Genomic DNA, 26,040 nt, shown 5'->3' with positions numbered 1-26,040 from the left:
TCAATTAGACTAAGTGGCGTGAGTACTTTGCGCATTTATGACACAGCCACCCGCAGCCAACGCGATTTCGAGCCGATCCGCCCCGGCCATGCCTCGATTTATCTGTGCGGCGCCACCCCGCAGGCCCAGCCGCACATCGGGCACCTGCGCTCCGGCGTCGCTTTCGACATCCTGCGCCGCTGGCTGCTCGCCCAGGGCTATGACGTAGCCTTGGTGCGCAACGTCACCGATATCGATGACAAGATCCTCACCAAGGCGGCCGAGAATAATCGCCCCTGGTGGGAGTGGGTATCCACGTATGAGCGCGAGTTCACCAAGGCCTATAACACCCTGGGCGTGCTTCCGCCTTCGGTAGAGCCGCGCGCGACCGGCTTTGTCACCCAGATGGTCGACTATATGCAGCGGCTTATCGACGCCGGCTTTGCCTACCCCGCCGAAGGCTCCGTCTACTTTGACGTTGCCGCATGGACCAAGGCCGAAGGCTCGGATTATGGTTCGCTGTCCGGCAACAAGGTAGAAGAAATGGAACAGGGCGAGGGCGAAGATTCCGCCAAGCGCGGCGCCCAAGACTTTGCCCTGTGGAAGGCCGCGAAACCGGGCGAACCCAGCTGGCCCACCCCCTGGGGCGACGGCCGACCGGGCTGGCACCTGGAGTGCTCGGCCATGTCTACCTATTACCTGGGCTCCAATTTCGATATCCACTGCGGCGGGCTGGACCTGCAGTTCCCGCACCACGAGAACGAGATTGCTCAGTCGCACGCGGCCGGCGATAAGTTTGCCAACTACTGGATGCACAACCACTGGGTGACGATGTCGGGCGAGAAGATGTCGAAATCGCTGGGCAACGTGCTCTCTATTCCGAATATGCTCGAGCTGGTGCGTCCGGTGGAGCTGCGCTACTACCTGGGCTCGGCGCACTACCGCTCCGTGCTGGAGTATTCCGAGGCCGCGCTGACCGAGGCCGCCGCAGGCTACCGCCGCATCGAGGACTTCCTCGCTCACTTCGATGACCTGGAGCTGGGCGAGTGGACGCAGGGCTTTGAAGACGCGATGAATGATGATATCGCGGTGCCCAAGGCGCTGGCGGAAATCCACACCACCGTTCGCGCCGGCAATAAGGCCCTTGCCGCCGGCGATGAAGCCGGGGCGCGCACGCTGGCCGGCCAGGTACGGGCGATGGCACACGTACTTGGCTTTGACCCGCTGGAGTGGGAAGATGGAGCGCAAGCTAGCGGGGCGGATGCCGCGTTGGATGCGCTGGTGCAGGCTGAACTGGAGCGGCGCACCCAGGCGCGCGCGGACAAGGACTTCGCTACTGCCGACGCCGTCCGTGACCGCCTCGCGGCCGCCGGCATCACCATCACCGATACCCCAGACGGCCCGACCTGGTCGCTGGCGCAGCGTTAAGCACTCCGAAAGGACAATAAACTATGGCACGTACCCACGGCCGCGGTGGCGCGGGAATCCGCAAAACTAATAAGAAGGGCGCAACCAAGGGCTCCGGCGGCCAGCGCCGCAAGGGCTTGGCCGGCAAGGGCCCGACGCCCAAGGCAGAGGACCGCATTTACCACGCCAAGCACAAGGCCAAGCTGGAGCGCGACCGCCGCAACTCCGGCCGTCACCAAAAGGAGACCGCCGAGATGGTCGTGGGCCGCAACCCAGTCATCGAGTGCCTGCATGCCAAGGTTCCGGCCACCACGCTCTATATCGTGGCCGGTACCCGCAACGATAAGCGCCTGTCTGAGGCCGTGGCCATGTGCAATACCCGCAATATCCCCATCATCGAGGTGCAGCGCCACGAGATGGACCGCATGACCGGCAACGGCATGCACCAGGGCATTGGGCTGCAGATCCCGCCGTATAAATACGCCGATGTCGACGAGCTCATTTCCCGTGCGGCCGAAAGTGCGCGTCCGGGTATGTTCGTAATCTTGGATAACATCACCGACCCGCGCAACCTCGGCGCGGTGATTCGCTCTGTGGCAGCTTTTGGTGGCGACGGCGTCATCATCCCAGAGCGCCGCTCCGCATCCGTGACTGCCGTGGCGTGGCGTACCTCGGCCGGCACGGCGGCGCGCCTGCCGGTCGCCCGCGCGACGAATATCACCCGCACCGTACAGCAATTCCAAAAGAGCGGCTACCAGGTCGTCGGCCTAGATGCCGGCGGCGAGCACACGCTGGATACATATAACGGCGCGACGGACCCCGTGGTCATCGTCATCGGTTCCGAGGGCAAGGGGATTTCTCGCCTCGTGCGGGAAAACTGCGACGTCATCATGTCCATCCCTATGACGGATTGGGTCGAGTCCCTCAATGCTTCCGTCGCGGCCGGTTCTGTGCTTTCCGAATTCGCACGCCAGCGCCGCGCGGCCCAGTAGTCTCTAGCGAGAGTTTCTAGCCGCCTTCTGCCCAGGGCGGCAGCCACCTAATGGTGCCATTCACCCGGGCCAGGCGGCCGCGAACTGGCGGGCCGTTGGGGTCATCGTCGTTGACGCCGTTGTGGTACGGGCAGGCGATGGTGAGGTTTTCGGGGTTTGTCTCGCCGCCGTGGCGCCAGGCGGTGAGATGGTGGACTTGGCATTCGTCGGCGGGATAATTGCACTGGGGCCAAGGACAAGTGGGATTTTCCGCGGCCGCCATGGTGCGCTGCTTGGGTGAGGCGAGCCGCTCCGTGCGATACAGATTCACCGGGCCTTTAACGGGATGGATGAGGGTGACATAGCCATGCTCGGTAAATGCGCGGCGCACGAGGTCTGCGCCGGTCATCCGGGCGCCATTGGTGAGCTGCAGTGTCACGTCATCGCCCGCGCAGTCGACGACGCGGTCGAGCTCGTCCAAGCGCAGCACCACATTGGTGGTCACGGACGCACCGGAGGCGGCGGTCTTGCCCTGGAAAATCTTGCGCACCGAATCTAGCGGGGCATCTTTATCCAGCGCGGCATGCATATCCGCAATATCGGCGGATTTGCCGGTAATCGTCATAGTCCAGGGGCCCTCGGCGCGGCGGTAGAGCTTGACACCGGGTGTGCGCTGCGGCGGGCCTTTAATCTCGCGCACGCGTTTACGCCCCCGCTTTTCGACGTCCGAGGCATCCCCCTTCATCCCGCACAGTTCCCGCCGCAGCGCCCAGGCCTGACGCTTATTTCTCAGCCGAGTGGCGTAGCGCTCGATGGCCAGCAGCGCGGTAAGGCTGTGCCCATTGGTGCGAGCGGCGGCGATGGATTCGCGCTGGAGGCGGCTAAACGCGGTTGGGCCGAAGTAGGTATCGGCGAGGGTGAGCAGGCGGGTGGCGGTGGTATCGGGACAGCCGGCGTCGATAAGCGCGCGCTTGGAAAGGCCGTGGCAGTCGGCGATGATGTCCATGCCGGCGGCCAGGCCTGTCAAGAAAGTGTGCAGCGCGTTCATGGCTCCACACATTAGGTGCGGGACGCGAGCTGGGGCGAGGGATAAGGCGCGCCGCTGTGGATAACTAGGACTGCGCGGTGCCGAGTCCGAAAAAGTCGCGGACCTTATCCACAGCGCGGAAGGAATCTGTATTGGGGCCTATGCGCGGGTCGGTTCTCATGCTAGAGGGAATCACGTGGCCAAGGCCCTCCATGGTCCATAGTTCGACGGGAAAATCGCCGGCGTATTCGGTGGCGGTGACATCCGGGGCGGGGTGGTAGTCGCGCGGTGGCTGGCAGCCATTGGCCAACGCAAAGTACTCCGCGGTGGCAGGAGCGGAGAGCACGCGGCCGCGGGTGCGCTCGGCGTCCAGCCCGGCCACACCGCCTTCATAAGGCGCATATGGGTCCGCGGTGCCGTGGAAAAACAGCAGCGGCGTGGGCCGGTAGCCATCCGGGTTGCTGGGCGCGTGGTTATCGCCCTCGCCCAAGGTGGAGGCGAAGATGCAGGCGCGGGTGAGGGTAAAGGGAGCGTCGAAAAGCAGGCGGAGCACCATCTGACCGCCATTGGAATAGCCGCAAGCAAAGGTGCGCGCGGTGCCGAACTCGCGCTGCATAGCTTCAACGAGATACGTGGCGAAGGCGATGTCATCAACGTTCTCCGTGCGGGCGGTGACCGGTAGGATGCTGCGGCAATCATTGAAATGGCGATCCACGCCGTCGGGGTAGACGAGGATGGTGTTGGTGGCATCGGCAAGCTCGTCGAAGGTGCCATTGGTAAAGCGGCGCATCACGTTGCCGGATTGCAACGAGCCGTGGAAGAAGAGCAGCAGGTCCGGATGCGGGCCGGGATTATCCGGCGTGATGATGAGGAAGCGGCGGGTGCGGCCATCCACATCCGCGGTGCGGCGGTGTACGTGCATAGCCGCCCAGTTTAGTCGGCGTGGTGCTCCTCGGCCGTGGTGTGGCAGTCGGCGTGGAAGCGTTTAGCGGCGACCTCGTCGCGCACTGCGCTTTTATTGCGCCGCCAGCCAATGAGCCGGCACACCAGATAGATAACAAAGGAAATGGTGGTGACAAATACCGAAACCGGAAGACCGGGCGCGAGCGATAAGATGAAGCCGCCCACGGCCGACACCTCGGCGAAAATGGTGGCCCACATGACCGCGCGCAGGGGCGAGGAAGTAACCTGCACGGCCGCTGCGCCGGGGGTGATAAGCAACGCCATGACAAGCAGCGAGCCGACGATTTGTACCGACTGAGCGGCCGCGAGCCCGACGAGTACGGCGAAGGCGACCGAAATAAAACGGGTCGGCACGCCGGCCGCCTGGGCCATAACTGGGTCGGCCGAAGCGAAGAGCATGGGGCGCCACAGGATGGCTACGGCGGCGAGGATGACTACGGTGGTTGCGGCCAAAAGCCATACCGAGGCCGAGGACACGCCGACGATCTGGCCGGTCAGCAGCGTCATCGCGGTATTCGCGTTGCCCGGATAGAGGTGCAAAAATAGCACCGACAGTCCTAGACCAAAGCTCATGACCACGCCGATGGCGCTGTCTTGCTGGCCCTTAAAGCCCAGTACGGCGAGGATGATGGCGGCCACGATGGCCCCGGCGACGGCACCAAAGCCCAAGTTGAGACCGAAAAGTAGTGCGGCGGAGGCACCCATGAGCGCGAGCTCGGAGGTGGCGTGGACGGAAAAAGACATCTGGCGCAGCACGATGAGCGAGGTCATCACGCCGGACAGGATGCCCAGCAGCGCGGAGGCGATGAGCGAGGATTGCACAAAATCCACGCTGAGCAGGTACTGGGTGTCTTCCATAAAGCTAGACAACGATAAGCCTCCCATCGACGTTTAAGACGTTGACTTTGGAACCGTAGAGCTCGGAAAGGACATCGGAGCGCATAACCTCATCCACCGCGCCGAAGGTATGACCGCCGGGAGCAAGGTAGAGCACCTTATCGGTCACTCCGAGTACCGGATTGATGCCATGGGTGACAAAGATGATGGAGGTGCCGCGCTCGCGGCGTAGCGCATCTAGCTTCTCCACGGTGTCTTGCTGGCGCGCCGGGTCGAGCGAGAGCAGCGGCTCATCGGCAAGGATGAGCTCTGGGTCATTGGCCAGCGCTTGGGCCTGGCGGATAAGTTGCTGCTGGCCGCCGGATAGCTGTCCTACGCGGCGGTCGCGCAGGCCGGTGGCACCTACCTCGGCGAGGAGCTCGTCGACGCGGTGGCGGGGAGGGCGGCGGCGTCGGAAAGCGCCGTGCGCAAGGGAGAGCGATACTAAGTCGCGGGCGCGCAGGGGCAGGTCGGCCGGGAACATGCGCTGCTGCGGGATGAATCCGACGCGGCAGTCTACGTCGACGCTGCCGGCCGTGAGTTTGCGGGTGCCCAAGATAGTGCCGAGCAGGGTGGATTTGCCCACGCCATTGGGGCCCAAAACGGCGATAAACTCGCCGCGGTCAACGGCGAGGTTAAGGCTGGACCACAGCGGGGCAACCGCTGCGTCATGAAATTGGATGAGCACTAGAGCTTCCCCAGGGAGTCGGTGACCTCGTCATAGTAGGTCCAGAACTCCTTGCCATCCGGCGGGGTCTCGCCGATTTCGACGATATTGACATCCGCATCCTCCGCGGCGGACTTGATACGGCCGGCGGTATCGGTTTCGGTCTGCGGGTTAAAGATGAGAAGGTCCACCTTGTGGTCCTTGATGGCCTTGGTGAAGGCGGCAAGGTCGGCCGCGGTGGGCTCGCCCTCAGAAATGGTGGCCTTGCGGTAGCCCTCTGGGGTGACGTCCTTGCCGGAGGTGTACTTCATGATGTAGTCCGCAATCGGCTCGGTCTGGGCGTAGGAGAGATCGCCCGGTAGCTCCTTGAGCTTGTCGCGCAGGCGGTTGACGTGGGAGTCCACGCGCTCGGTGCTGGCGTGCGCATCGGTATTGAGCTCATTGATCTGGTCCGCGATATTACCGGCGACCTCGTCGAGCGCAGCTGGGTCGTACCAGATGTGCTCGTTGCCTTCGATATTGGTGACCTTCTTTGGGTCCTTCTTGGCGGTGGCCTTGGCGGCGTCGATGGTCATGACATTGGGGTCATCGGCCAGCTTGCCGTGGTCGGTCAGCGGCAGGGCGGAGATGATGTTGTCTTGCTCGGAGACGGCCTGGTAAATCCAAGAATCGTAGCCGCCGCCGTTGACTACGAGCAGGTCCGCGTCTTCGGCCTTGGCGATATCGGCCGCGGAAGGCTCGAAGTGGTGGGGATCGACGCCATTGCCCTCCACGATGGGTTTGACCTCAATGTCCACGCCGGAGGCGGTATCGGCCACGGCTTGGGCAACATCGGCCCAGATAGAAGTGGAAGCGACGATAGAGATTTTCTTCTGAGCGCCGGGCTCGGCGGCCGAGTCTTGAGAGTCAGAGGAGGAGCAAGCGGTGGCGGTGAGGAGGAGGCCGCCGGCCGCGAGGAGGGTGGCGGTTGCGCGAAGTGAGTTATGCATAGCTCCCAGTGTGCTGTTGATGGTAATTGTTGTCAATTGAATATGTATTGAAAACGCGGCCGGGGGTAAGCTTACGGCCATGGTGAAACGCAGCCCCACCCGCAAGACGCTGGCCTCGCTGGCCGCCGAACTGGGTGTTTCGCGCACGACGGTGTCCAATGCCTATAGCCGGCCGGACCAGCTCTCGGCCGCGACGCGCGCGCGCATTCTGGCAGCGGCGAAAGCGCGAGGGTACCCCGGGCCGGACCCCACGGCTCGCAGCCTGCGCACCCGCCGTGCGGGTGCGGTGGGCGTGCTGCTGACTGAGCACCTGTCCTATGCCTTCGAAGACATGGCCTCGGTGGATTTCTTGGCCGGCATGGCGGAGGCCTCGGCCGGCGCGCAAAGCATGCTTACCCTCATCCCGGCCGGCCCGGAGGGGGAAGCGGAGGCGACCAGCTTGGTCGGCTCGGCCGCCGTGGATGGTTTTGTGGTTTATTCCGTGGCGGCCGGGGATGCCTACCTGGAGGCGGCGCGCGGGCGCGGGCTGCCGGTGGTGGTCTGCGATCAGCCGACGGATTCGGGCCTGCCTTTTGTAGGGATCGATGACCGAGCCGCCATTGCTCCGGCCGCCCGCGCGCTGGTGGAGGCCGGCCACCGCAAGATTGGCGTGCTGGCCATTCGCCTCAAACGCGAGCGCCACGATGGCCCCATTTCCTGGGAGGAGTTGCAAGAGGCCGATATGCACGTGCAGCACGCCCGCGTCATGGGCGCCATGGACGTCTTTGCGCAGGCGGGGATCGCGCCGGAAACCGTGCCCGTGGTCACCCAGCACATCAATGATGCGCAAACCACGCGGGCGGCCGCGCAGTTGCTTCTCGACGCCCACCCTGACCTCACCGCAGTCCTGTGCACCACCGACTCCATGGCGCTGGGCGTGATGACCTATGCGCGCGAACGGGGCATCGATATTCCCAGTGAGCTTTCCGTCACCGGCTTTGACGGCATCGATGCGGCGCAGCGCCTTGGCTTGACGACCATCATCCAGCCCAATAAGGCCAAAGGCGCCGCCGCCGGCCACATGCTCTCTAACCTCATCGCCGCCGCGGATAATGCGGCGGCGGCCGTGCCGGCGGTGTCGCGGCGGGTACTGCGGACGAATTTCGCGGCGGGGCGGACCGTGGCACCACCGCGTTAAGTCGGGGCAGGCCGGGGTTTACCGGCTAGGCGTCGTCGCCGCGGGAGTGACCTATATGGGCCGCGCGGGCGGTGGCAAGCTCAGTGAGGAAGTGGGCGACGGCGTCGACGTCGGCAAGCTGCACTACGGCCGCCGTATCGCCCTCGCCTACCTTGACACCGACGTCCGGCGGCTGATGGAGGGCGCGGAAACCGTCCTCGTCGGTGACATCATCGCCCAAAAAGACCATGGCAGTGGCGCCGGTACGCTCGCGTAGCTCGTCTAACCACGTGCCCTTGGTGGCCTGAGTGGCAGAAAACTCCACGACGGACTTACCGGCCGTGCGTGGGAAGCCGCCCGGATCGAGTGCGAGACCGGCTTCATAAGCCTGGGCGGCCGCCTCAGGATCGGATTCCTCGAGCGCCCGCAGGTGCAGTACGCGCTGGAACGGCTTGACCTCGATATCCGCGCCTGGGAAGCGCTCCATAATTGCGCGGATCTCGGTTTCCTTGGCGGTCAGATGCTCGCGCATCGCGGGAGTTAGATCCGTTTCTTCCCAAGAGGATTCGGCACCGTGGGAGCCGCCAAAAAGCACGGGCTCGCGCAGTGGACACACGCGCTGCAGGCCTGCGAGGTGGCGGCCGGACAGCACGGCCGCGGTGGTATGCGGCAGATGAGCAAGTTTATCCAAGGCGCGCAGGGAGTCTTGGTTCATCTCGACGTCATAGATGGCCGTGGCAAAGGGGGAGAGCGTGCCGTCAAAATCCGAGACCACCGCGAGGTGCTTGGCGGCGGCAAGGGCCTTGATGGTGGTGGAAAGCGTCATGGCTTCCAGCCTACGTATTTAATTGCCGAGGGAAACCAATTTGATAGACGGCGAGTCTACCTCGTCTGTAACCAGCTCTAAGACCAGCTGGTTATTGCTATTGACGGTGTAGTGGAAATCGCGGCCAGCGGATATCAAGTTGCGCAGCAGGTTATCGGCCCACACGGACGCGCCATGGCAATCCTGGGCGGTCTCGTCATAATCCACCTCATCAAAGTGCAGGCGGTTGCCATCCTGGATATTTTGGCGCTCCTCATCGGCGGAATAGGTCACCTTTCCCACCATTTGGGTGCAGCCGGTGGTGCCTACCAGCGTAGATTCACCAAAGCTCAACGTGGGTGCCTGCGGGATGGATTCCGGGATGGTAGAGGCAGCATCCGGGGTGGTGTTGATGGAGACTACCTGCCACTGTTTATCCAGGATCTGCTCATCACCAGGGGCCTGGGGCTCTTCTTCGCCGGAGCCGCAGGCAACTAGCAGCGTGGCGGCGCACGCAGCGGCGAGCGGAGTAATGAGGCGGGCACAGCGAGGAATCATGCGCCAGCCTCCTCGGCGTCGGCATGGCGCAGGCAGCTCAGGAAGGACTGGGACCATAGCTGTACGTCGTGCTCAGTGACCTGCTGGTGCATGGCGAGCATGCGCTGGGACATGGCAGAGGGGGCATCGTCAAGCGCGGTGAGCGCATTGAGCAAGGCGGCCTTGACGGACTCGATATCGAAGGGGTTGCACAGGTAGGCCTGGCTGAGCTCATCGGCAGCCCCGGCAAACTCAGAGAGCACTAGCGCGCCCGAACCATCGTCGTGGCAGGCCACGTATTCCTTGGCCACCAGATTCATGCCATCCTTGAAGGGGGTGACCAGCATGACATCGGCCATCCGGTAATAGCTGCGCAGCAGGCTTTTAGCCACGCCCCGGTGCTGGTAGTGCACCACCGGGTGTCCCACGCGGGCAAAGCGCCCGTTGATGCGGCCGACGGCCTCTTCCACCTTGGAGCGGGTGGCCTTGTAATGATCAAGTCGCTCGCGCGACGGCGTGGCCAGCTGCACCATTGCTACTTCTTCCGGGTCGAGTGCTCCGGACTCCAGCAGCTCCTCAAAAGCAGTCAGCCGCTGCAGGATGCCCTTGGTGTAATCGAGGCGATCCACTCCCAGGATAATGCGCTGGTGCGAGCCCAGCTCTTCGCGCAGCTTGGCGACGTCCCGCTCATCCTCCGCAGTGAACCTGGCAAAGTCCTTCGCGGCGATAGAGATGGGAAAAGCCCCCACGCCGATGGTGCGGCCCTGCGGTAGGTGAATATGTGCGGTGACCTCGCGGGTACTGGCCTCGCCTTCCACGTCGAGGCCGTGGCGGTGGGCGAGCTCGAGGAAGTTGCGGGCATTGGCCTCCAAGTGGAAGCCAATGAGATCCGCGCCGAGCAGCCCGCGCACGAGTTCCTCGCGCCACGGCAGCTGGCGGAAGAGATCGGCAGAGGGGAAGGGGATATGCAAGAAGAACCCGATGGTGAGATCGGGGCGCTTTTGGCGCAGGATGCCGGGCAAAAGCTGCAGCTGGTAGTCCTGGACCCACACGGTGGCACCCTCGGCGGCGACCTCGGCTACCTCATCTGCAAAGCGCAGGTTGACCTCGCGATAGGCGTGCCACCAATCGCGGTCGTAGGTAGGGGTGACTATGAGATCGTGGTAGAGCGGCCACAGGGTGGCATTGGAAAAGCCCTCATAAAAACCCTCGAAATCGGACTCGGTGAGCTTGACCGGATGCAGCAGCACGCCGGCATCGGTGCGGAAGGGCTCAGGTGCGGTGTCAGTCACGCCGGGCCACCCTACCCAGCAGCCCTGATGGGACTCCAGGACCGGGGACAAGGCGGTGACCAGTCCGCCTGGCGAGGGTGTCCACGTATGGCTGCCATCGGGCCGGGTTTCTAGATCAACCGGCAGGCGGTTGGCCACCACCACGAAGTCATTGCCATGCTCACTCATGGTGCAAGAATAACTTAAGACTTCTTAGCAGACTTCTTTGTTGCCTTCTTAGAGGCCTTCTTCGTCGCTTTCTTCGTGGCCTTCTTGGTCGACTTCTTTGTCGATTTCTTGGTGGACTTTTTGGTCGACTTCTTCGTGGACTTCTTGCTGGATTTCTTGGTCGACTTCTTCGGGGCGGCATCGGCCTGCTCCGCCAGAACCTTCTTGTGTACCAAGCCCTTGGGCTCCACGCCCAGCATGGACATCAGGGTCACGCCGTCGAGGAAGTCTTGGGCGTAGGTGGCCACGATGCGGCGGGCTGCGCGGGAGGTCTCCTCCTCAAGGGCGTGATTCTGGTCAGCCTGTGGGTGGGTGTCTTGGACCTTGGGTGGCACGACGTGTCCTCCTGAACGTTGTGGAAACTACTTAAGCGCTTGCAAGAAAAGCTATCAGAGCAAATATTGTACGCTACCGGCGGCGTTTAAGACCGCTCGGGTCCGGATTCGGTGCCCGGCTGCTCCGGTTTTTGGGCACGAAACGTTTCGGTGCCCGGCACGGTATAGGTGGTCTTCTCGTGCTGCTGCGGCTGCGCCGGCCACTGAGAATCCTCCGGCCACAGGTCCGCGGCGGAGCGGGTACGCGGCCCGTGGTTTTGGGCCTCGTGGCGCGGGTGCTGCTGCGGCTGCTTCGGCCCGAGCTTGGGTGGTAACTCCGGGCGATTGACGCGCGGGGCAAACGGGGACATGGGCACGCGCGGGATTCGCGGGGCCTTGCGGGCCAAGTGCGTGGCCTTATGGAAGGAGAAGCGGCCGATGCGCTTGAACGTGGAGTAGGGGCGGAAGTACTGCGGGCGACGCAGGCGACGGGCCACGCGCTCGCCTAACACCACTCCGGCGGCCAGGGCGCCGGAAATGGCTAGCGCCATTGCCATGTTGGTAAAGCCGGTAATCATCTGCTCATTGAGCGAGGCGTACATGCCGCGGTAGAGCATGAGGCCGGGGAGCATCGGCGTATAGCCCACGATCATGGTGATAAGCGGCGGGATGCCCCAACGGCGCGACATCAAGCCGCCGGCCAGGCCGACGACCACAGCGGACAGGCCCGAGGCAATCACCGGGCCGATGCCAAACGGCACCACCACGAAGTAATAGAAGATCATGCCGGCCGCGGCGGTAAGCCCCGACATGGTGATCTCGATCCAGGCAGCCCCGCAGGCTAGCGCAAAGGCGGCGGAGCCGGTGCCACCGAGCACCACCAGCAGCGGAATCTCGTGGTAGACCGGCGGGGCCAGCGTGGCCAGCGGCGGCAGGTTAAAGCCCAGCGAATCAGCCAGCTGGATGCCCACGCCCACGCCAGCGATGATGGCGCCGGTAGATAGCAGCGCCTCAAAGAAGCGGGCGGAGGAGGTTACGGGGGCGCGCGTGATGCCGTCGACCAGCGATTGCACCAAGGTTAGACCCGCTACCAGCACGATGATGCCGGAGGCGATGATCTGTGCCGGCGAGAAATTAATGCCGAACGAGGCCGCCACGTTGTACAAAATGGCGGCAGGGAAGACAGCGAAGAAGCCACCGACCACATTCTGATAGAAGGGCGGCAAGCGATAGTTGGCCAACCAAGCGTTCAGACCCATGATGAAGGCGGAAACCACAAAGGCCACCACGCCGACGAGCAGATCGCCGCCGAGCATCATGGAAATCAGGCCACCCATCGCGCCCCAGCCGAGCATGACCGTGGCCGGCTTATAAGGGGCGGGCATGCGGTCAATCTCGTCGAGGCGCTGCTCCGCCATGGCCGGTGGCATCTGGCCGGAGTGGATAGAGCGAATGAGCTTATCGACGGCCGAGAGCTTGGAAAAATCCACGCCAATGCTCGGCACCACACGGAAGACGTGCAGGTTTTGGCGCTGCTCGCCGGTGCCGATGGTGGTGTGGATGGTGATGGTATTCATCAAGATATCCACGTGGCAGTAGTGCAAGCCATAGGAAGATGCCGCCAGGTGTACCTGGGCGCGGGCATCCGAGTTAGCCGTACCGGCGCCGATGAGGATTTCACCAATGCGGGCGGCGATCTCCATGACGCCGGTGACCTGGGCGGCATCATGGAGATCGACCGGGGCGAGTGGCGATGGCGGCGGTGCGGCTTTAGCCGCGTCGATGATGGCTACTTGGCCCGAGGAAGCGCGCAGGCGCTCCCGCATAGCGGACAAAAATGACACGGAAATAACCCTCGAAAAAGCGCTGAGAAAGTGGGATAGATTCTGCCTGAACTTTAGCCCCTGTACCCTGTCAATGCATAGATGGGGGACCGGCTTTCCCTTTAGCGTTGGTGCTCGGGTACTATGCAACGAGCGGGATATCTCCCGCGGTGCTGGAGTGGCGCAATTGGTAGCGCAACGCACTTGTAATGCGTAGGTTGCGAGTTCAAGTCTCGTCTCCAGCTCAAAAGGAGGCTGGGTCCAGCGTGGGCCTAGCCTTCGTGGTGTTTTGTGGGGGCATCAATAAGCCCAAAAAGCCGGTCAACCATGCGTTGGCGGTTAGCGGGGGAGAGCTTGCGCTGGTTGAGGTGATCGTGCACCCACAGCCCCGTACTAAGCAACATGACGAGCAGGTCATCCTCGTCGGTCTCGGCGGCGGAGGGATCCACCATCCACCGTGCATCCACATCTGCCCATTGGGCAGAAAAATCTGGGTGAGTCTGGGAGTGCACACACATCAGCAGCTTGACGAGCGGATCCTTTTTGCCCATGGAGAGCACCAAGGCGCGGGAGCGCTCGGCCCAACTGAGTTCGCTGGCAGGGCGGCCGCCGGCGAGTTGCTCGAGCTCTTCTTCCCAGCGCTCAGCGCAAAAACGGTGACAATCTACCAGCAGGTTGTGGCGGGTAGGAAAGTGGTAGATGAGACCGGACTTGGACATGCCGGTCGCCTGCGCAAGGGAGTCATAGGTAAGGCCGGAGACGTCCTCGGCGGCGATGATATCGAGCGCGGCTTCAAGGGCTGCGGTCTTTTTGTTGATTCGCGGCATGGGGATCTCCTGATTTGGGGTTATCGCGGAAGCACCAGGCGGTTATCGCGGCTAGGAGCAAGGCGAAGCAAGCTAGGCCGCCAATGGTGGAAAGATACCCGGCATTGTAGGCGCTGGCGGCGGTCGCGTGGGAAGCGGGGTGATGCAGCGCGTCGGTTCCTAGTTCTGCGAGGTGAGGTGGGAGTTCGCGGGCCATGAGTAAAGGCACGAGGGTTCCGGTCAGGGCAATGGAAATCAGGGTGCCAAATTCATAAGAGACCGCCTCTACGCCAGCGGCCATGCCGGTGCGGTGGAGGGGCGCGGCATTGATGATGGCGGTTGAGGATACGGACATGGCAAGGCCCGCGCCTAGGCCGGTGAGGACGAGGGCGACAACGAGTAGGGCAAGCGTCTCGCCTCGGGTTGCGAGCAGCAGGGTCATGCCGGTGGCCATAAGGAGGAATCCGCCGCTTATGAGCGGGAGGAATCCCAGGCGATGCAATGTGGCGCCGCCCAGGATGGAGGTAGGGATGGCAGATAGCGCCATGGCGGAGATGATAAGGCCGGCGTGGAGGGGTGAGAGGGCGTCGACAAGCTGCAGCTTTTGGGTGCTGAGTAGCTCTAGGCCGGACATACCGAACATGGCACCGCCGGCCGCTAAGGCCCCGCCGCTGAAGACGCGGGAGCCAAAGATGTCGAAGGTCAGAAGGGGATCTGCCAAGCGGGTCTGGCGGTGGGCAAAGGCGAGCGCGCCGCAGACGAAGACGGCAGCCGCAGCGACGCTCACCGGCCACGCGTGTGACAGGGATTTTATGGCCAATACCAGGCTGGTAAGAGTGATAAGGGAATACAGGGACGAAGGAAAGTCCCAGTGTTTAAGGGGATTTGGGGCGTTTGGCGGAGCTAGGAGCAAGGTCAACGCGAGGGCAAGGGCCACGACCGGGACATTGAGTAGGAATACTGAGCCCCACCAGAAGTGCTCCAAAAAGAAGCCGCCCACGGTGGGGCCGGCCGCCGCGCCGATGACGGCGACAGAACCCCAGATGCCAATGGCCGTGTTGCGCTCCACCTCATCGGGAAAGGTAAGGCGGATAAGTGCAAGGCTCGATGGCATCATGATGGCGGCGCCGCAGCCTAGGAAAGCCCGGCTTAGGACCAGCGCCCAGGCGCTGGGGGAATAGGCGGCGAGTAGGGAGGCGCCGCCAAAAATGGCCAGACCGATGAGGAACATCCGCCGGTGACCGGTGCGATCACCTAGCGTGCCGGTGCCGAGAAGGAGACCGGAGAGTACCAACGCGTAGGCGTTGATAATCCATAGTTGCTGGGTATCGGTGGTATGCAATTGCTGCGATAGCTGCGGCAATGCGGTGTAGAGGATGGAATTATCCAGCCCAACCATGAGTAACCCCAGAGAGATGACGGCGCAGAAAGACCACCGCTGCGTGGCCGTGGAGGCCGGGGTGGAAACGCTTCCTGCGCGGGGTGGGTGGATACTCATAGCAGAGTAAACAGTACCGAACGGTCGTTATAGTTTACAGCCAAAGATAGGTTAGTATTACCTTCCTCACAGCTGGACGCAGTGTGTGAGTGTATAGGAGAATAGTGGACTTTCCTGCGGTGTAAGTAGCACAGTGGTATTAGCACCAATTAAGAGTTAAGGATGATAATTAATGGCACGTAACTATGCAGAACAGCTAGTTGACACCCTAGAAAAGCAGGGTGTCGAGCGCATTTATGGCCTGGTCGGTGACTCTCTGAATCCGATTGTGGATGCAGTTCGTCGCTCCTCCATCGAGTGGATTCACGTCCGCAATGAGGAGGCTGCAGCCTTCGCCGCTGAGGCAGATTCCCTGACCACCGGCAAGCTGGCAGTATGTGCTGCATCCTGCGGTCCGGGCAACACTCACCTCATCCAGGGCCTGTATGACGCCCACCGCAACGGCGCCAAGGTTCTGGCACTGGCTTCCCATATTCCATCCCGCCAGATCGGCTCCAAGTTCTTCCAGGAGACCCACCCAGAGGCAATCTTCCAGGAGTGCTCTGGTTATTGCGAGATGGTCAATTCCGCTGAGCAGGGCGGTGTTGTCCTGCACCATGCCATCCAGTCCACTATGGCAGGCAACGGCGTTTCCGTCCTGGTCATCCCGGGCGACGTCTCCATGCAGGACGCCGACGATGACTCCTTTGTGGAGTCCAAGATCTCTACTGGTCGCCCAGTCGTCTTCCCGGACCCAGCCGAGGCTGCGGCCCTGACCCAGGCCATCAACGAGGCTAAGACTGTCACCCTCTTCGTTGGCGCTGGCGCCAAGGATGCCCGCGAACAGGTGCTGAAGCTGGCGGAGAAGATTAAGGCTCCTATCGGCCACGCCCTGGGTGGCAAGATGTACATCCAGTACGAGAACCCATTCGATGTGGGCATGAACGGCCTGCTGGGCTACGGTGCGGCACACGAGGCCACCCACGAGGCTGACCTGCTCATCCTGTTGGGTACCGACTTCCCGTATAACGACTTCCTGCCGGATGCCAACGTGGCACAGGTGGACATCAACGGCTCCCACATCGGCCGCCGCACCAAGATTTCTTATCCGGTTACCGGCGACGTAGCCGCTACCATCGAGAACATCCTGCCGCACGTGGATGAGAAGAAGGACCGCTCCTTCTTGGACAAGATGCTCAAGAAGCACTACGGCAAGCTGGAGCACGTCGTGGAGGCCTACACCTCCAACGTGGAAAAGCACACCCCGATCCACCCAGAGTACGTTGCAGACCTCATCGATAGGAACGCGGATGAAGACGCCATCTTCACCGTCGATACCGGCATGTGCAACGTGTGGGGCGCTCGCTACATCACTGCCAACGGCAAGCGCGAGCAGATTGGCTCCTTCCGCCACGGCACCATGGCCAACGCCCTGCCACAGGCGCTGGGTGCACAGGCCGCTAACCCTGGCCGCCAGGTCATCACCTTCTCTGGTGACGGCGGACTATCCATGCTGATGGGTGAGCTGCTGACCGTAAAGCTCCACAACCTGCCTATCAAGATGTTCGTGTTCAATAACTCTTCCCTGGGCATGGTCAAGCTGGAGATGCTGGTGCAGGGTCTACCGGAGCACGAGACCGACCACGAGTCTGTCAACTTTGCCAAGATTGCAGAGGCTTCCGGTATCAAGCACTTCCGCATCGAGGATCCGAAGGAAGCTCCGGAGCAGATCAAGAAGGCGTTGGCCTACAACGGCCCGGCTCTTATCGACGTCGTTACTGACCCCAACGCCCTGTCCCTGCCACCAACGCTGACCATCGAGCAGCTCATGGGCTTCTCCAAGGCCGCAACCCGCACCGTTCTGGACGGTGGTGTGGGCCAGATGATCACCATGGCAAAGTCCAACCTGCGCAACATCCCACGCCCGCAGGACTTCTAAATAGCGCGCCGCGTTAGTTACCACGCTCTTCCTCACTAGGGGAGGGGCGTGGTTTTCTTTTGCGGCGACCAGGGCGAGCATCTATGTTCACAGGATTCAGCCAGAAACTCTTCAGTAGGCTGGGAAGCAAGCGTGTCATGATTGCGTGATAGAAATTCGCAACCTTTAAGGGAGTCTGAGGAGAACATGGAAGACAAAAAACTCGCCAAGGTTCTTGTCGTCGATGACGAGCCCAATATTGTGGAGCTGCTCACCGTATCGTTGAAGTTCCAGAACTTCGAGGTCTTCAGCGCCAATTCCGGCCACGAGGCGCTGCGCGTAGCCCGTGAGGTAAACCCTGATGCCTACATCCTGGACGTGATGATGCCGGGCATGGACGGCTTCGAGCTGCTAGGAAAGCTGCGTCAGGAGGGGCTGGACGGCCCGGTGCTGTACCTCACGGCAAAGGATGGGGTGGACCAGCGCATCCACGGCCTGACCATCGGTGCGGATGATTATGTGACCAAGCCATTTAGCTTGGAAGAGGTCATCACCCGCCTGCGCGTCATCATGCGCCGCGGTGGTGCGGCGGAAGAATCCACCAACGACGCCACCATGAGCTACGCAGATTTGACGCTTAATGATGACACCCATGAGGTCACCAAGGCCGGTGAGCTCATCGAGCTTTCCCCCACCGAGTTCAATCTGCTGCGCTACCTCATGCAGAACAAAGAAGTGGTGCTGTCTAAGTCCAAGATTTTGGATAACGTGTGGCACTACGATTTCGGCGGCGATGGCAACGTGGTCGAGTCCTATATCTCCTACCTGCGCCGCAAGATTGATACGGGCGATACCCAGTTGATCCACACCGTGCGCGGCGTGGGTTATGTACTGCGCACCCCGCGCTCCTAAAGTGCTGTGGTAATGGAAGATTCACAGGAGACCCAGGGCCAGGCGCCTGCGCCAGCGGCAGCGCGCCCGCAATCCATGTGGCATGAAGGCCTAGGGCAAGACGAGGGGGAGGACAAGTCCTCCAAGCGGCGGATGTTTTCCCAGATTCCGCAGGCAATGCCGCTGCGTACGTGGTTGGTCATCCTCCTTGTCGTAGTCTCTGGGCTGGGTATTACAGGCTCGTCCTTTGCGGTGAACTCCATTATGCGCAATGTGCTCTTTAATAACGTCGATGATGAGCTGCGCTCCGCATCGACTACGTGGGCACGCGATATCAGCAATGACTTCTTTATCGGTGATCACACTAAGCGCCCGCCTACCGAATACGTGGTGCTGAACTACCTGCCCAATGGCACCATCCGCTATTCGGGGCCGTCTTCGACCACACCGAATGCGGAGAATATCCCGCTTGGCGGCTATCCCACCACCGTTGGGTCCATCGAGAACAATACCAAGTGGCGCGCGCTGGCTTTTGCGGATTCTAATGGCGTCATCACGGTCATCGCTAAGGATATGACCCATGAAAAGGAAATCCTGCACGGCCTGGCGATGGTGCAGGTGACCATCGCCGCCATCGCCTTGGCCGCCATTGCGGCCGTGGGTTTCTGGTTTATCCGCAGGGCGTTGCGGCCGCTGCGGGTGGTGGAAAAGACGGCGTCGGAAATCGCGGCGGGCGACCTGGACAAGCGCGTTCCCAAGTGGCCGCTGCATACCGAGGTGGGCCAGCTGGCCGCCGCGCTCAATATTATGCTGGGGCAGCTACAGCGCTCCGTCGTGCGTGCGCAGGACAAAGAGGAACAGATGCGCCGCTTCGTAGGTGATGCCTCGCACGAGCTGCGCACGCCGCTTACTAGCCTGCGCGGCTATACCGAGCTTTATCGCTCCGGTGCCACCAAGGACGTGGACATGGTCTTTTCTAAGATCGATGATGAATCGAAGCGCATGTCCCTGCTGGTGGAGGATTTGCTGGCGCTTACCCGCGCCGAGGGTACACGCCTCGACCTGCGTCCGGTGGATCTATTGGAACTGGCCCTGTCCGTAGGCTCGTCCGCGCGTGCGGCCTTCCCCGGCCGCGAGATTTCGGTGGCCAATGATGCCAAGTCCATCCCCGTGGTCAATGGTGATGCCAGCCGCCTGCACCAGGTGCTGCTTAACCTAGTGACCAATGGCATCCGCCACGGCGGCGAGGGGGCCACGGTGACGCTGCGCCTGCGCCGTGAAGCCAATGACGTGCTGATCGATGTCATCGATGATGGCAAAGGCATGTCCAAAGAAGATGCGGCGCATATCTTCGAGCGCTTCTACCGCGCGGATACCTCGCGCACCCGCGATACCGGCGGTTCCGGCTTGGGCTTGGCCATCGTGCACTCCCTAGTGGAACAGCACGATGGCAGCATTAGCGTCGACTCCGAGCTCGGCCGCGGCACCACCTTTACGGTGCGCCTGCCCGCGCTTGCCGACGCCCCCTCTGAGTCCTAGTCCTCCTCCCGAAAGCCTTCCTCGTTGCAGCCCAGGTGCTGGCGGATGCGGGCGGCCGCCTCATCCATCGCGGCATCGTCGGTGTTATCGGCGTCGAAGGCCTTGGCAAAGTCATACTCTTCCATCTTCTCGGTAGGGAAGAGATGGATGTGGGTATGCGGGACGTCGAATCCGGCGATGATATAGCCAGTGCGCGGGGTATTGAACGCGGTCTTGATGGCACCGCCGATTTCCAGGGCGACCTCGTTGAGGTGGGCCCAGGTCTGCGGATCCAGGTCGGTCCACTTATCTACTTCCTCGATGGGCACGACCAGGGTGTGGCCGTAGCGCAGCGGCTCGATGGAGAGGAAAGCCACGCAGGTCTCATCGCGGTAGACAAAGCGAGCGGGTAGTTCACCGTTAATGATCTTGCTAAATACAGAAGCCATGTGTGCCAGGCTACCCGCTGGTTATGATGGTGGGCATGCGCATTCTCGTAATTGGTTCGGGCGGCCGTGAACACGCCCTTGTGAAGGGCCTGTCCGCCGACCCCCAGAGCACCGAAATCCACGCCGCGCCGGGCAGCGCGGCCATGTCCACTCTCGCCACGGTCCACCCGGAATACTCCCAGGTAGATGACGTGGATCGCATGGTAGAACTGGCCCGGGATATCGCCGCAGATCTCGTCGTCATCGGTCCCGAGGTGCCGCTCGTTGCTGGCGTGGCAGACGCCCTGCGCGCCGCCGGCATCGCGGTCTTCGGCCCCAGCAAGGAAGCAGCCCAGATCGAGGGATCCAAGGCCTTTGCCAAGGACGTCATGGAGGCGGCAGGCGTTAAGACCGCTCGCGCGGAACAGCTGCGCCCAGGTGCGGCCGAGGAAGACATTGAGGCCGCGCTCGACCGCTTCGGCCCACAGTTTGTGGTCAAAGACGATGGTCTTGCCGGCGGCAAAGGCGTGGTGGTCACCGCGGACCGCGCCGCTGCCCGCGCTCACGTAGATACCGTCCTTGCCGCCGGCAATCCGGTGTTGCTGGAGTCTTTCCTCGATGGACCTGAAATTTCGCTTTTCTGCCTGGTTGACGGCGAGACCGTCGTCCCGCTGCTGCCAGCTCAGGACCACAAGCGCGCCTATGACAACGACGAAGGCCCCAATACCGGCGGCATGGGGGCGTACACCCCGTTGCCGTGGCTGCCGGAGGAGGGCGTGCAGCGCATCGTGGACGAGGTTTGCGTCCCTGTGGCCAAGGAGATGGTATGCCGCGGCACCCCATATTCCGGCCTGCTTTATGCCGGCTTGGCGTGGGGCGAAGAAGGCCCGGCCGTAGTCGAGTTCAACTGCCGCTTCGGCGATCCCGAGACCCAGGCCGTGCTTTCCCTTCTCAAGTCCCCACTAGCAGAGGCCCTCCACGCCACCGCGACTGGCACCCTGGCCGAGCTCGCGCCGCTGGAATGGGAGGATGGCTTCGCCGTTATCGTAGTCATGGCGGCAGAAGGCTACCCGGCCTCCCCGCGCAAGGGCGATGCCATCTCCGGAGCTGCGCTGGATGATCCGCAACGCGTCCTGCACGCCGGCACCGTTCACACAGACGGGGCCTACCACACCGCGGGCGGTCGCGTGCTTAGCGTGCTGGGAAAGGGATCCACGCTGGCTGAAGCGCGAGCAGACGCCTACGCCACCGTCGACGGCATCGAGTTTGCGGGTGGTTTTGTCCGCCGGGACATCGGCAAGCGAGCAGAAGACGGTGAGATTTCTCTCTAACCCTTCACCCCGCGGTGGGGCAGGCATGGAATAATAGTCACGTGGCTGAAAAGAAGAAGATTTCCAACGTCCTGTCCTCCCGCTATGCCTCCGCAGAGCTGTCCAACATCTGGAGCCCGGAGCATAAAATCATCCTGGAACGCAAGCTCTGGATTGCGGTTATGCGCGCCCAAAAGGATTTGGGCGTAGACATCCCCTCCAAAGCCATCGATGCCTACGAGGCCGTGGTGGAAGACGTGAACCTCGAGTCCATCGCGGAGCGCGAGCGCGTGACCCGCCACGATGTGAAGGCCCGCATCGAGGAGTTCAATGCGTTGGCCGGTTATGAGCACATCCACAAGGGCATGACCAGCCGTGATCTCACCGAGAACGTGGAACAGCTGCAAATCCACACCTCGCTGGAGATCATCCGCGATAAGGCCATTGCCGTGGTCTCCCGCATCGGCCGTCATGCCGCCGAGTACCAGTCTCTGGTTATGGCCGGCCGCTCCCATAACGTGGCCGCGCAGGCCACCACCCTGGGCAAGCGCTTTGCTACGGCCGGCGATGAGATGCTGCTGGCCATCGAGCGTGTCGAAGACCTTCTCGCGCGCTACCCGCTGCGCGGCATCAAGGGGCCGATGGGCACCTCCCAAGACATGCTGGATCTCATGGGCGGCTCCGAAGACAAACTTGCCTCCCTGGAGACCGCCATCGCGGATTACCTGGGCTTCCACCGCATCTTCAACTCCGTGGGCCAGGTCTACCCACGCTCCCTCGACTTCGACGCCATCTCCGCCCTAGTGGAGCTCGGCGCCGCCCCGTCCTCGTTGGCCACCACCATCCGCCTGATGGCCGGCAATGAGACCGTCACCGAAGGCTTCAAGGAAGGCCAGGTCGGCTCTTCTGCCATGCCGCACAAGATGAACGCCCGCTCCTGCGAGCGCGTCGGCGGCCTGCAGGTCATCCTCCGCGGCTACCTCACCATGGCCGCAGACCTGGCCGGCCAGCAGTGGAACGAAGGCGATGTCTTCTGCTCGGTCGTCCGCCGCGTCGCGCTTCCCGACGCCTTCTTTGCCCTCGACGGCCAATTCGAAACCTTCCTCACCGTCCTCGACGAGTTCGGCGCCTTCCCCGCCATGATTGACCGCGAATTGGAGCGCTACCTGCCCTTCCTGGCTACCACCCGCATCCTCATGGCGGCCGTGCGTGCCGGCGTGGGCCGCGAGACTGCCCACGAGGTCATCAAGGAAAACGCCGTAGCCGTTGCGCTTAATATGCGCGAAAACGGCGGCGAGCAGGACTTGGTCCAGCGCCTTGCTGCCGATGACCGCCTGCCCATGGACGAGTCCGACCTCGAGGCCGCCCTGGCCGATAAGCACGCCTTCATCGGCGCTGCCGAGTCCCAGGTCAACCAGGTGCTCAACCGCATTAACGCCTTGGTAGGCGAGCACCCCAAGGCCGCCGCCTATACCCCGGGCGAAATCCTCTAGCCCGCATTTTCCGGCTCCCTTCGCAATTCGATCAAATAGTCCCCGGATCCCGCGCGGATTTCGGGGCTTATTTGATCGAAACCTACTCGCCACCCCTGGGCGCTAGAATGAAAGCCATGCGTCTTGAGCTTTCTTCATATACCCATCTTGCCTCCGGCAAGGTCCGCGATATCTACGATGTGGACGAAAACACCCTGCTGATGGTGGTTTCGGACCGCATCTCCGCCTACGACCACGCCTTAGAGCCGGCCATCCCGGATAAAGGTCGCGTGCTGACCGCGACCTCGAAGTTCTTCTTCGATTCCATCGATTTTCCCAACCACCTGGCCGGCCCGCTCGATGATGAGCGCATCCCTGCCGAGTGCCTCGGCCGCGCGATGGTAGTCAAGAAATTGGACATGCTGCCCTTCGAGTGTGTGGCCCGCGGCTTTCTCACCGGCTCCGGTTTGAAGGAGTACAAGGCCAATGGCACCGTGTGTGGCATCGAGCTGCCAGATGGCCTCGTGGAGGCTTCCCGCCTGCCCGAGCCCATCTTCACCCCGGCCACCAAGGCGGAACAGGGCGAGCACGATGAGAACGTGTCCTTCGACTACGTGGTGGACAAGCTAGGCGCCGAGCGCGCCGAGGAGCTACGCGCGGCCACCTTGCGCATCTACTCCACGGCCGCCGCGCTTGCGGAGGACAAGGGCATCATCCTCGCCGATACCAAGTTCGAGTTCGGCCTCGACCAGGACGGTACGCTCGTGCTGGCCGATGAGGTCCTCACCCCAGATTCCTCCCGCTACTGGCCGGCTGATTCTTATGTCGAGGGCGAGGTTCAGCCATCCTTCGACAAGCAGTATGTGCGCAATTGGCTGACTTCCGACGCCTCCGGATGGGACCAAGCCGCCGACGGCACCCCACCTCAGCTGCCTGCCGACGTCGTTTCCGCCACCCGCCTGCGCTACATCGAGGCCTATGAGCGGCTGTCCGGCAAGCATTTCGCTGATTTCCTCTCGCCCGAGGACTAACTCCCCGCCGAAGCTCCCGCACCACGGGGTGCCACGCGTACAGTGGGACGGCATGAGCAACGAGAATCTTTCCGCCCCCGTAGCCGCCGTCCACCCCGTGACCCGTTCCTTCCACGGCCGGGAGTTCGTGGATAACTACGAGTGGCTGCGCGATAAGGAATCCCAGGAAACCCTGGATTACCTCAACGCCGAAAATGATTACACCAAGGCGAAGACCGCGCACTTGGAGGAGATGACGGAGAATATCTTCCAGGAGATTAAGTCCCGCATCAAACAGACTGATATGTCCGTGCCCTCCCGCCGCGGCGATTACTGGTACTACGGCCGCACTGAGGAAGGTAAGAGCTACGGTTATTCCTGCCGCCTTCCAGTAGAGGAGGGGTCCGACCCCTGGACCGCCCCGGTTATCCCGGAGGAAGGCACCCCGGACGGGGAAGAGATTATCCTTGACGCCAACGCGTTGGCCGAGGGGAAGGACTTCTTCGCGTTCGGTGCCGCCTCCATCTCTGATTCTGGCCGCTACCTAGCCTATTCGGTGGATTTTGCCGGAGATGAGCGCTTTGAACTCTACATCAAGGACCTAGAGACCGGCGAGCTTCTCGACGACCACCTAGAGGGCATTTTCTACGGCGCTACCTGGGCTGGAGACGGCTTTATTTTCTACACCACCGTCGACGATGCATGGCGTCCCGATACCATTTGGCGCCACAAGGTAGGCACCGCGCAGTCCGAGGACGTGCAGGTGTTTAAGGAAGATGACGAGCACTTCAACGTCGGCATCGGCAGCGCCCGCTCTGATAAGTACCTCTTCCTTGGCATAAGCTCCAAGGTGACCTCTGAGGTATGGGTGCTCGAAGAGGACAACCCCGAGGGCGACTTCCGCCTGCTGTGGGAGCGTGAATCCGGCGTGGACTACGACGTCGATCACGTCGTCGTCAAGGGCGAGGACTACTGGATTGTCACCCACAATGCCACCGGCCCCAACTTCGAGGTGGGCTATACCAAGGCCGACGGCGAGCTGCCCGCTCTTCGGGATCTGCCCGCGCTGCTGCCTCATAAGGAAACCACCCGCATCGAGGGCGTGGATACCTACCGCGACCAAATTGTGGTGGGTTACCGCCGCGGCGGCATCGGCCGTGCCGCCATCATGCGCATTAACGACGGCTTTGGCGAATTCGAAGAGCTCAACTTCAACGAAGAGCTTTTCACCGTTTCCGTATCTGGTAACCCGGAGTGGGACGCGCCGGTGCTTCGCGTAAGCTATGTGTCCTTTACCCAGCCCGCCCAGCTTTTCGATTACCGCGTGGACACCGGCGAGTACACCCTGCTCAAGGAGCAAGAGGTTCCCGGTGGTTATAATCCGGATGATTATGTGGCCTACCGCGTGTGGACCACGGCTGCCGACGGCACCGACATCCCCGTCTCCATTGTCCATCGCGCCGATCTTGACCGCACCCAGCCGAATCCGACTCTGCTCTACGGCTATGGCTCCTACGAGGTCAGCGTGGATCCGGCCTTCTCCGTGACCCGCCTGTCCCTGATGGACCGCGGCATGATTTTTGCGGTCGCCCACGTGCGCGGCGGCGGCGAGATGGGGCGCACATGGTACGACGATGGCAAAATGCTCAAAAAGAAAAACACCTTTACTGACTTCATCGCCGTTGCCGATGACCTCATCGCCCGAGGCGTGACCACCGCAGACCAAATGGTGGCCGAGGGCGGTTCGGCCGGCGGAATGCTTATGGGTGCAATCGCCAATATGGCCCCAGACCGCTTTACCGCCATCCAGGCCGTCGTGCCGTTTGTCGATCCGCTGACCTCCATTCTCATGCCGGAGCTTCCACTGACGGTGCCTGAATGGGAGGAGTGGGGCGACCCGTACCACGATCCTGAGGTCTATGACTACATGAAGTCCTACTCGCCGTACGAGAATATCGAGGTCAAGGACTATCCGGACATCCTGGCTATTACCTCGCTAAACGATACCCGCGTGCTCTACGTTGAACCGGCCAAGTGGATTGCCCAGCTGCGGGCGACGGCCACCGGCGGTGAGTTCCTGCTCAAAACTGAAATGGCTGCAGGCCACGGTGGAGTGTCCGGCCGTTATGAAAAGTGGCGCCAAAACGCCTTCGAGTATGCGTGGACGATCAATAAGGCCACCGGTCTGGAGAAGTAA

The 26,040-nt window shown here is 62.2% G+C and carries 23 protein-coding genes and 1 tRNA gene; 11 read left to right on the top strand and 13 right to left on the bottom strand.

The genetic code is table 11. The features are described 5' to 3' along the window. Positions 1 to 18 precede the first annotated feature (18 nt). Together cysS and rlmB are read left to right on the top strand one after the other, a co-directional pair. Positions 19 to 1,407, top strand: a complete 1,389-nt coding sequence (gene cysS, locus ACP8J1_RS10185; RefSeq protein ID WP_023019903.1) for a cysteine--tRNA ligase — start codon at positions 19 to 21, stop codon at positions 1,405 to 1,407. Between the two features lie 23 nt (positions 1,408 to 1,430). Continuing rightward, positions 1,431 to 2,378, top strand: coding sequence for a 23S rRNA (guanosine(2251)-2'-O)-methyltransferase RlmB (gene rlmB, locus ACP8J1_RS10180; protein WP_023019902.1), 948 nt, complete (start codon positions 1,431 to 1,433; stop codon positions 2,376 to 2,378). A 16-nt stretch (positions 2,379 to 2,394) separates the two neighbouring features. Here rlmB and ACP8J1_RS10175 read toward each other — a convergent pair whose 3' ends face one another. The 5 genes from ACP8J1_RS10175 to ACP8J1_RS10155 all read right to left on the bottom strand — a co-directional run bounded on the left by ACP8J1_RS10175 (position 2,395) and on the right by ACP8J1_RS10155 (position 6,879). Further along, positions 2,395 to 3,405, bottom strand: coding sequence for an HNH endonuclease signature motif containing protein (locus ACP8J1_RS10175; protein WP_034655525.1), 1,011 nt, complete (start codon positions 3,403 to 3,405; stop codon positions 2,395 to 2,397). Between the two features lie 64 nt (positions 3,406 to 3,469). Continuing rightward, the gene (locus tag ACP8J1_RS10170) at positions 3,470 to 4,306 is read right to left on the bottom strand and encodes a CE1 family esterase (RefSeq protein ID WP_023019900.1); all 837 of its coding nucleotides are present in this window, start codon (positions 4,304 to 4,306) and stop codon (positions 3,470 to 3,472) included. 11 nt (positions 4,307 to 4,317) lie between these two features. After that, complete coding sequence (locus ACP8J1_RS10165; protein WP_198010436.1) at positions 4,318 to 5,232, bottom strand: metal ABC transporter permease; 915 nt, start codon at positions 5,230 to 5,232, stop codon at positions 4,318 to 4,320. Next, positions 5,210 to 5,911 carry a metal ABC transporter ATP-binding protein gene (locus ACP8J1_RS10160; RefSeq protein WP_023019898.1) on the bottom strand — a complete coding sequence of 234 codons (702 nt, stop codon included), beginning with the start codon at positions 5,909 to 5,911 and terminating at the stop codon, positions 5,210 to 5,212. Before ACP8J1_RS10160 ends, ACP8J1_RS10165 begins: the two co-directional genes overlap by 23 nt. After that, the gene (locus ACP8J1_RS10155; protein WP_023019897.1) at positions 5,911 to 6,879 is read right to left on the bottom strand and encodes a metal ABC transporter solute-binding protein, Zn/Mn family; all 969 of its coding nucleotides are present in this window, start codon (positions 6,877 to 6,879) and stop codon (positions 5,911 to 5,913) included. The genes ACP8J1_RS10160 and ACP8J1_RS10155 overlap by 1 nt, the downstream gene beginning before the upstream one ends. A 79-nt stretch (positions 6,880 to 6,958) precedes the next feature. Here ACP8J1_RS10155 and ACP8J1_RS10150 point away from each other — a divergent pair, with 79 nt between their 5' ends. Further along, positions 6,959 to 8,056, top strand: coding sequence for a LacI family DNA-binding transcriptional regulator (locus ACP8J1_RS10150; protein WP_023019896.1), 1,098 nt, complete (start codon positions 6,959 to 6,961; stop codon positions 8,054 to 8,056). Positions 8,057 to 8,081: 25 nt separating this feature from the next. Here the strand turns inward: ACP8J1_RS10150 and otsB are convergent, their stop codons facing one another. From otsB to thrE, 5 genes are all read right to left on the bottom strand, one after another. Next, positions 8,082 to 8,861: a trehalose-phosphatase gene (gene otsB / locus ACP8J1_RS10145; protein WP_023019895.1), complete on the bottom strand. Its 780-nt coding sequence runs from the start codon at positions 8,859 to 8,861 to the stop codon at positions 8,082 to 8,084. An 18-nt stretch (positions 8,862 to 8,879) separates the two neighbouring features. Further along, a complete protein-coding gene (locus ACP8J1_RS10140; protein WP_023019894.1) occupies positions 8,880 to 9,398 on the bottom strand; it encodes an META domain-containing protein in 519 nt (172 codons plus the stop codon). Beyond that, on the bottom strand, positions 9,395 to 10,837 hold the full coding sequence (locus ACP8J1_RS10135) for an alpha,alpha-trehalose-phosphate synthase (UDP-forming) (protein WP_023019893.1): 1,443 nt from the start codon (positions 10,835 to 10,837) through the stop codon (positions 9,395 to 9,397). The genes ACP8J1_RS10140 and ACP8J1_RS10135 overlap by 4 nt, the downstream gene beginning before the upstream one ends. A 14-nt stretch (positions 10,838 to 10,851) precedes the next feature. Next, entirely contained in the window at positions 10,852 to 11,211 is a 360-nt protein-coding gene (locus ACP8J1_RS10130) for a hypothetical protein (protein WP_023019892.1), read from the bottom strand. 86 nt (positions 11,212 to 11,297) lie between these two features. Then, a complete protein-coding gene (gene thrE, locus ACP8J1_RS10125) occupies positions 11,298 to 13,034 on the bottom strand; it encodes a threonine/serine exporter ThrE (RefSeq protein ID WP_023019891.1) in 1,737 nt (578 codons plus the stop codon). Between the two features lie 151 nt (positions 13,035 to 13,185). On the opposite strand from thrE, the gene ACP8J1_RS10120 reads away from it, so the two are divergent. After that, positions 13,186 to 13,258 (top strand) — tRNA-Thr (locus tag ACP8J1_RS10120). A gap of 27 nt (positions 13,259 to 13,285) precedes the next feature. On the opposite strand, the gene ACP8J1_RS10115 is transcribed toward ACP8J1_RS10120, so the two are convergent. Further along, on the bottom strand, positions 13,286 to 13,840 hold the full coding sequence (locus ACP8J1_RS10115; protein WP_023019890.1) for a TetR/AcrR family transcriptional regulator: 555 nt from the start codon (positions 13,838 to 13,840) through the stop codon (positions 13,286 to 13,288). Next, on the bottom strand, positions 13,806 to 15,317 hold the full coding sequence (locus ACP8J1_RS10110) for an MFS transporter (protein WP_023019889.1): 1,512 nt from the start codon (positions 15,315 to 15,317) through the stop codon (positions 13,806 to 13,808). The genes ACP8J1_RS10115 and ACP8J1_RS10110 overlap by 35 nt, the downstream gene beginning before the upstream one ends. A gap of 172 nt (positions 15,318 to 15,489) precedes the next feature. Between ACP8J1_RS10110 and ACP8J1_RS10105 the strand changes: the two genes are divergently transcribed. The 3 genes from ACP8J1_RS10105 (at position 15,490) to ACP8J1_RS10095 (ending at position 19,644) form a co-directional block, all read left to right on the top strand. Next, on the top strand, positions 15,490 to 17,235 hold the full coding sequence (locus ACP8J1_RS10105) for a pyruvate dehydrogenase (RefSeq protein ID WP_023019888.1): 1,746 nt from the start codon (positions 15,490 to 15,492) through the stop codon (positions 17,233 to 17,235). Positions 17,236 to 17,421: 186 nt separating this feature from the next. Next, positions 17,422 to 18,126, top strand: a complete 705-nt coding sequence (locus tag ACP8J1_RS10100; protein WP_023019887.1) for a response regulator transcription factor — start codon at positions 17,422 to 17,424, stop codon at positions 18,124 to 18,126. Positions 18,127 to 18,138: 12 nt separating this feature from the next. After that, positions 18,139 to 19,644 (top strand): sensor histidine kinase, encoded by a 1,506-nt coding sequence (locus ACP8J1_RS10095; protein WP_023019886.1) that lies wholly within the window; start codon positions 18,139 to 18,141, stop codon positions 19,642 to 19,644. Here the strand turns inward: ACP8J1_RS10095 and ACP8J1_RS10090 are convergent. Beyond that, entirely contained in the window at positions 19,641 to 20,072 is a 432-nt protein-coding gene (locus ACP8J1_RS10090) for an HIT family protein (protein WP_023019885.1), read from the bottom strand. The two genes, ACP8J1_RS10095 and ACP8J1_RS10090, sit on opposite strands and share 4 nt — an antisense overlap. Positions 20,073 to 20,107: 35 nt before the next feature. Here ACP8J1_RS10090 and purD point away from each other — a divergent pair, with 35 nt between their 5' ends. The 4 genes from purD to ACP8J1_RS10070 all read left to right on the top strand — a co-directional run bounded on the left by purD (position 20,108) and on the right by ACP8J1_RS10070 (position 26,040). Continuing rightward, complete coding sequence (gene purD, locus ACP8J1_RS10085; protein ID WP_034655982.1) at positions 20,108 to 21,382, top strand: phosphoribosylamine--glycine ligase; 1,275 nt, start codon at positions 20,108 to 20,110, stop codon at positions 21,380 to 21,382. Between the two features lie 41 nt (positions 21,383 to 21,423). After that, positions 21,424 to 22,854 (top strand): adenylosuccinate lyase, encoded by a 1,431-nt coding sequence (purB, locus tag ACP8J1_RS10080; protein WP_023019883.1) that lies wholly within the window; start codon positions 21,424 to 21,426, stop codon positions 22,852 to 22,854. Positions 22,855 to 22,970: 116 nt separating this feature from the next. Continuing rightward, entirely contained in the window at positions 22,971 to 23,864 is an 894-nt protein-coding gene (locus tag ACP8J1_RS10075; RefSeq protein WP_034655979.1) for a phosphoribosylaminoimidazolesuccinocarboxamide synthase, read from the top strand. A 52-nt stretch (positions 23,865 to 23,916) separates the two neighbouring features. Beyond that, entirely contained in the window at positions 23,917 to 26,040 is a 2,124-nt protein-coding gene (locus tag ACP8J1_RS10070) for a S9 family peptidase (protein WP_034655521.1), read from the top strand.

This window comes from Corynebacterium sp. LaCa_205 (assembly GCF_057458085.1).
This window is presented reverse-complemented; position numbering and strand designations above follow the sequence as displayed.

Bases quoted from the DNA above. Each gene is read 5' to 3' on its own strand.
- ACP8J1_RS10075 (WP_034655979.1), top strand. From the start codon at position 22,971: ATGCGTCTTGAGCTTTCTTCATATACCCATCTTGCCTCCGGCAAGGTC.
- ACP8J1_RS10170 (WP_023019900.1), bottom strand. From the start codon at position 4,306: ATGCACGTACACCGCCGCACCGCGGATGTGGATGGCCGCACCCGCCGC.
- ACP8J1_RS10155 (WP_023019897.1), bottom strand. From the start codon at position 6,879: ATGCATAACTCACTTCGCGCAACCGCCACCCTCCTCGCGGCCGGCGGC.
- ACP8J1_RS10105 (WP_023019888.1), top strand. From the start codon at position 15,490: ATGGCACGTAACTATGCAGAACAGCTAGTTGACACCCTAGAAAAGCAG.
- ACP8J1_RS10070 (WP_034655521.1), top strand. From the start codon at position 23,917: ATGAGCAACGAGAATCTTTCCGCCCCCGTAGCCGCCGTCCACCCCGTG.
- purD (WP_034655982.1), top strand. From the start codon at position 20,108: ATGCGCATTCTCGTAATTGGTTCGGGCGGCCGTGAACACGCCCTTGTG.
- ACP8J1_RS10115 (WP_023019890.1), bottom strand. From the start codon at position 13,840: ATGCCGCGAATCAACAAAAAGACCGCAGCCCTTGAAGCCGCGCTCGAT.
- ACP8J1_RS10135 (WP_023019893.1), bottom strand. From the start codon at position 10,837: ATGAGTGAGCATGGCAATGACTTCGTGGTGGTGGCCAACCGCCTGCCG.
- ACP8J1_RS10175 (WP_034655525.1), bottom strand. From the start codon at position 3,405: ATGAACGCGCTGCACACTTTCTTGACAGGCCTGGCCGCCGGCATGGAC.
- ACP8J1_RS10090 (WP_023019885.1), bottom strand. From the start codon at position 20,072: ATGGCTTCTGTATTTAGCAAGATCATTAACGGTGAACTACCCGCTCGC.
- ACP8J1_RS10110 (WP_023019889.1), bottom strand. From the start codon at position 15,317: ATGAGTATCCACCCACCCCGCGCAGGAAGCGTTTCCACCCCGGCCTCC.
- ACP8J1_RS10150 (WP_023019896.1), top strand. From the start codon at position 6,959: ATGGTGAAACGCAGCCCCACCCGCAAGACGCTGGCCTCGCTGGCCGCC.
- ACP8J1_RS10165 (WP_198010436.1), bottom strand. From the start codon at position 5,232: ATGGGAGGCTTATCGTTGTCTAGCTTTATGGAAGACACCCAGTACCTG.
- otsB (WP_023019895.1), bottom strand. From the start codon at position 8,861: ATGACGCTTTCCACCACCATCAAGGCCCTTGCCGCCGCCAAGCACCTC.
- ACP8J1_RS10100 (WP_023019887.1), top strand. From the start codon at position 17,422: ATGGAAGACAAAAAACTCGCCAAGGTTCTTGTCGTCGATGACGAGCCC.
- ACP8J1_RS10140 (WP_023019894.1), bottom strand. From the start codon at position 9,398: ATGATTCCTCGCTGTGCCCGCCTCATTACTCCGCTCGCCGCTGCGTGC.
- rlmB (WP_023019902.1), top strand. From the start codon at position 1,431: ATGGCACGTACCCACGGCCGCGGTGGCGCGGGAATCCGCAAAACTAAT.
- ACP8J1_RS10095 (WP_023019886.1), top strand. From the start codon at position 18,139: ATGGAAGATTCACAGGAGACCCAGGGCCAGGCGCCTGCGCCAGCGGCA.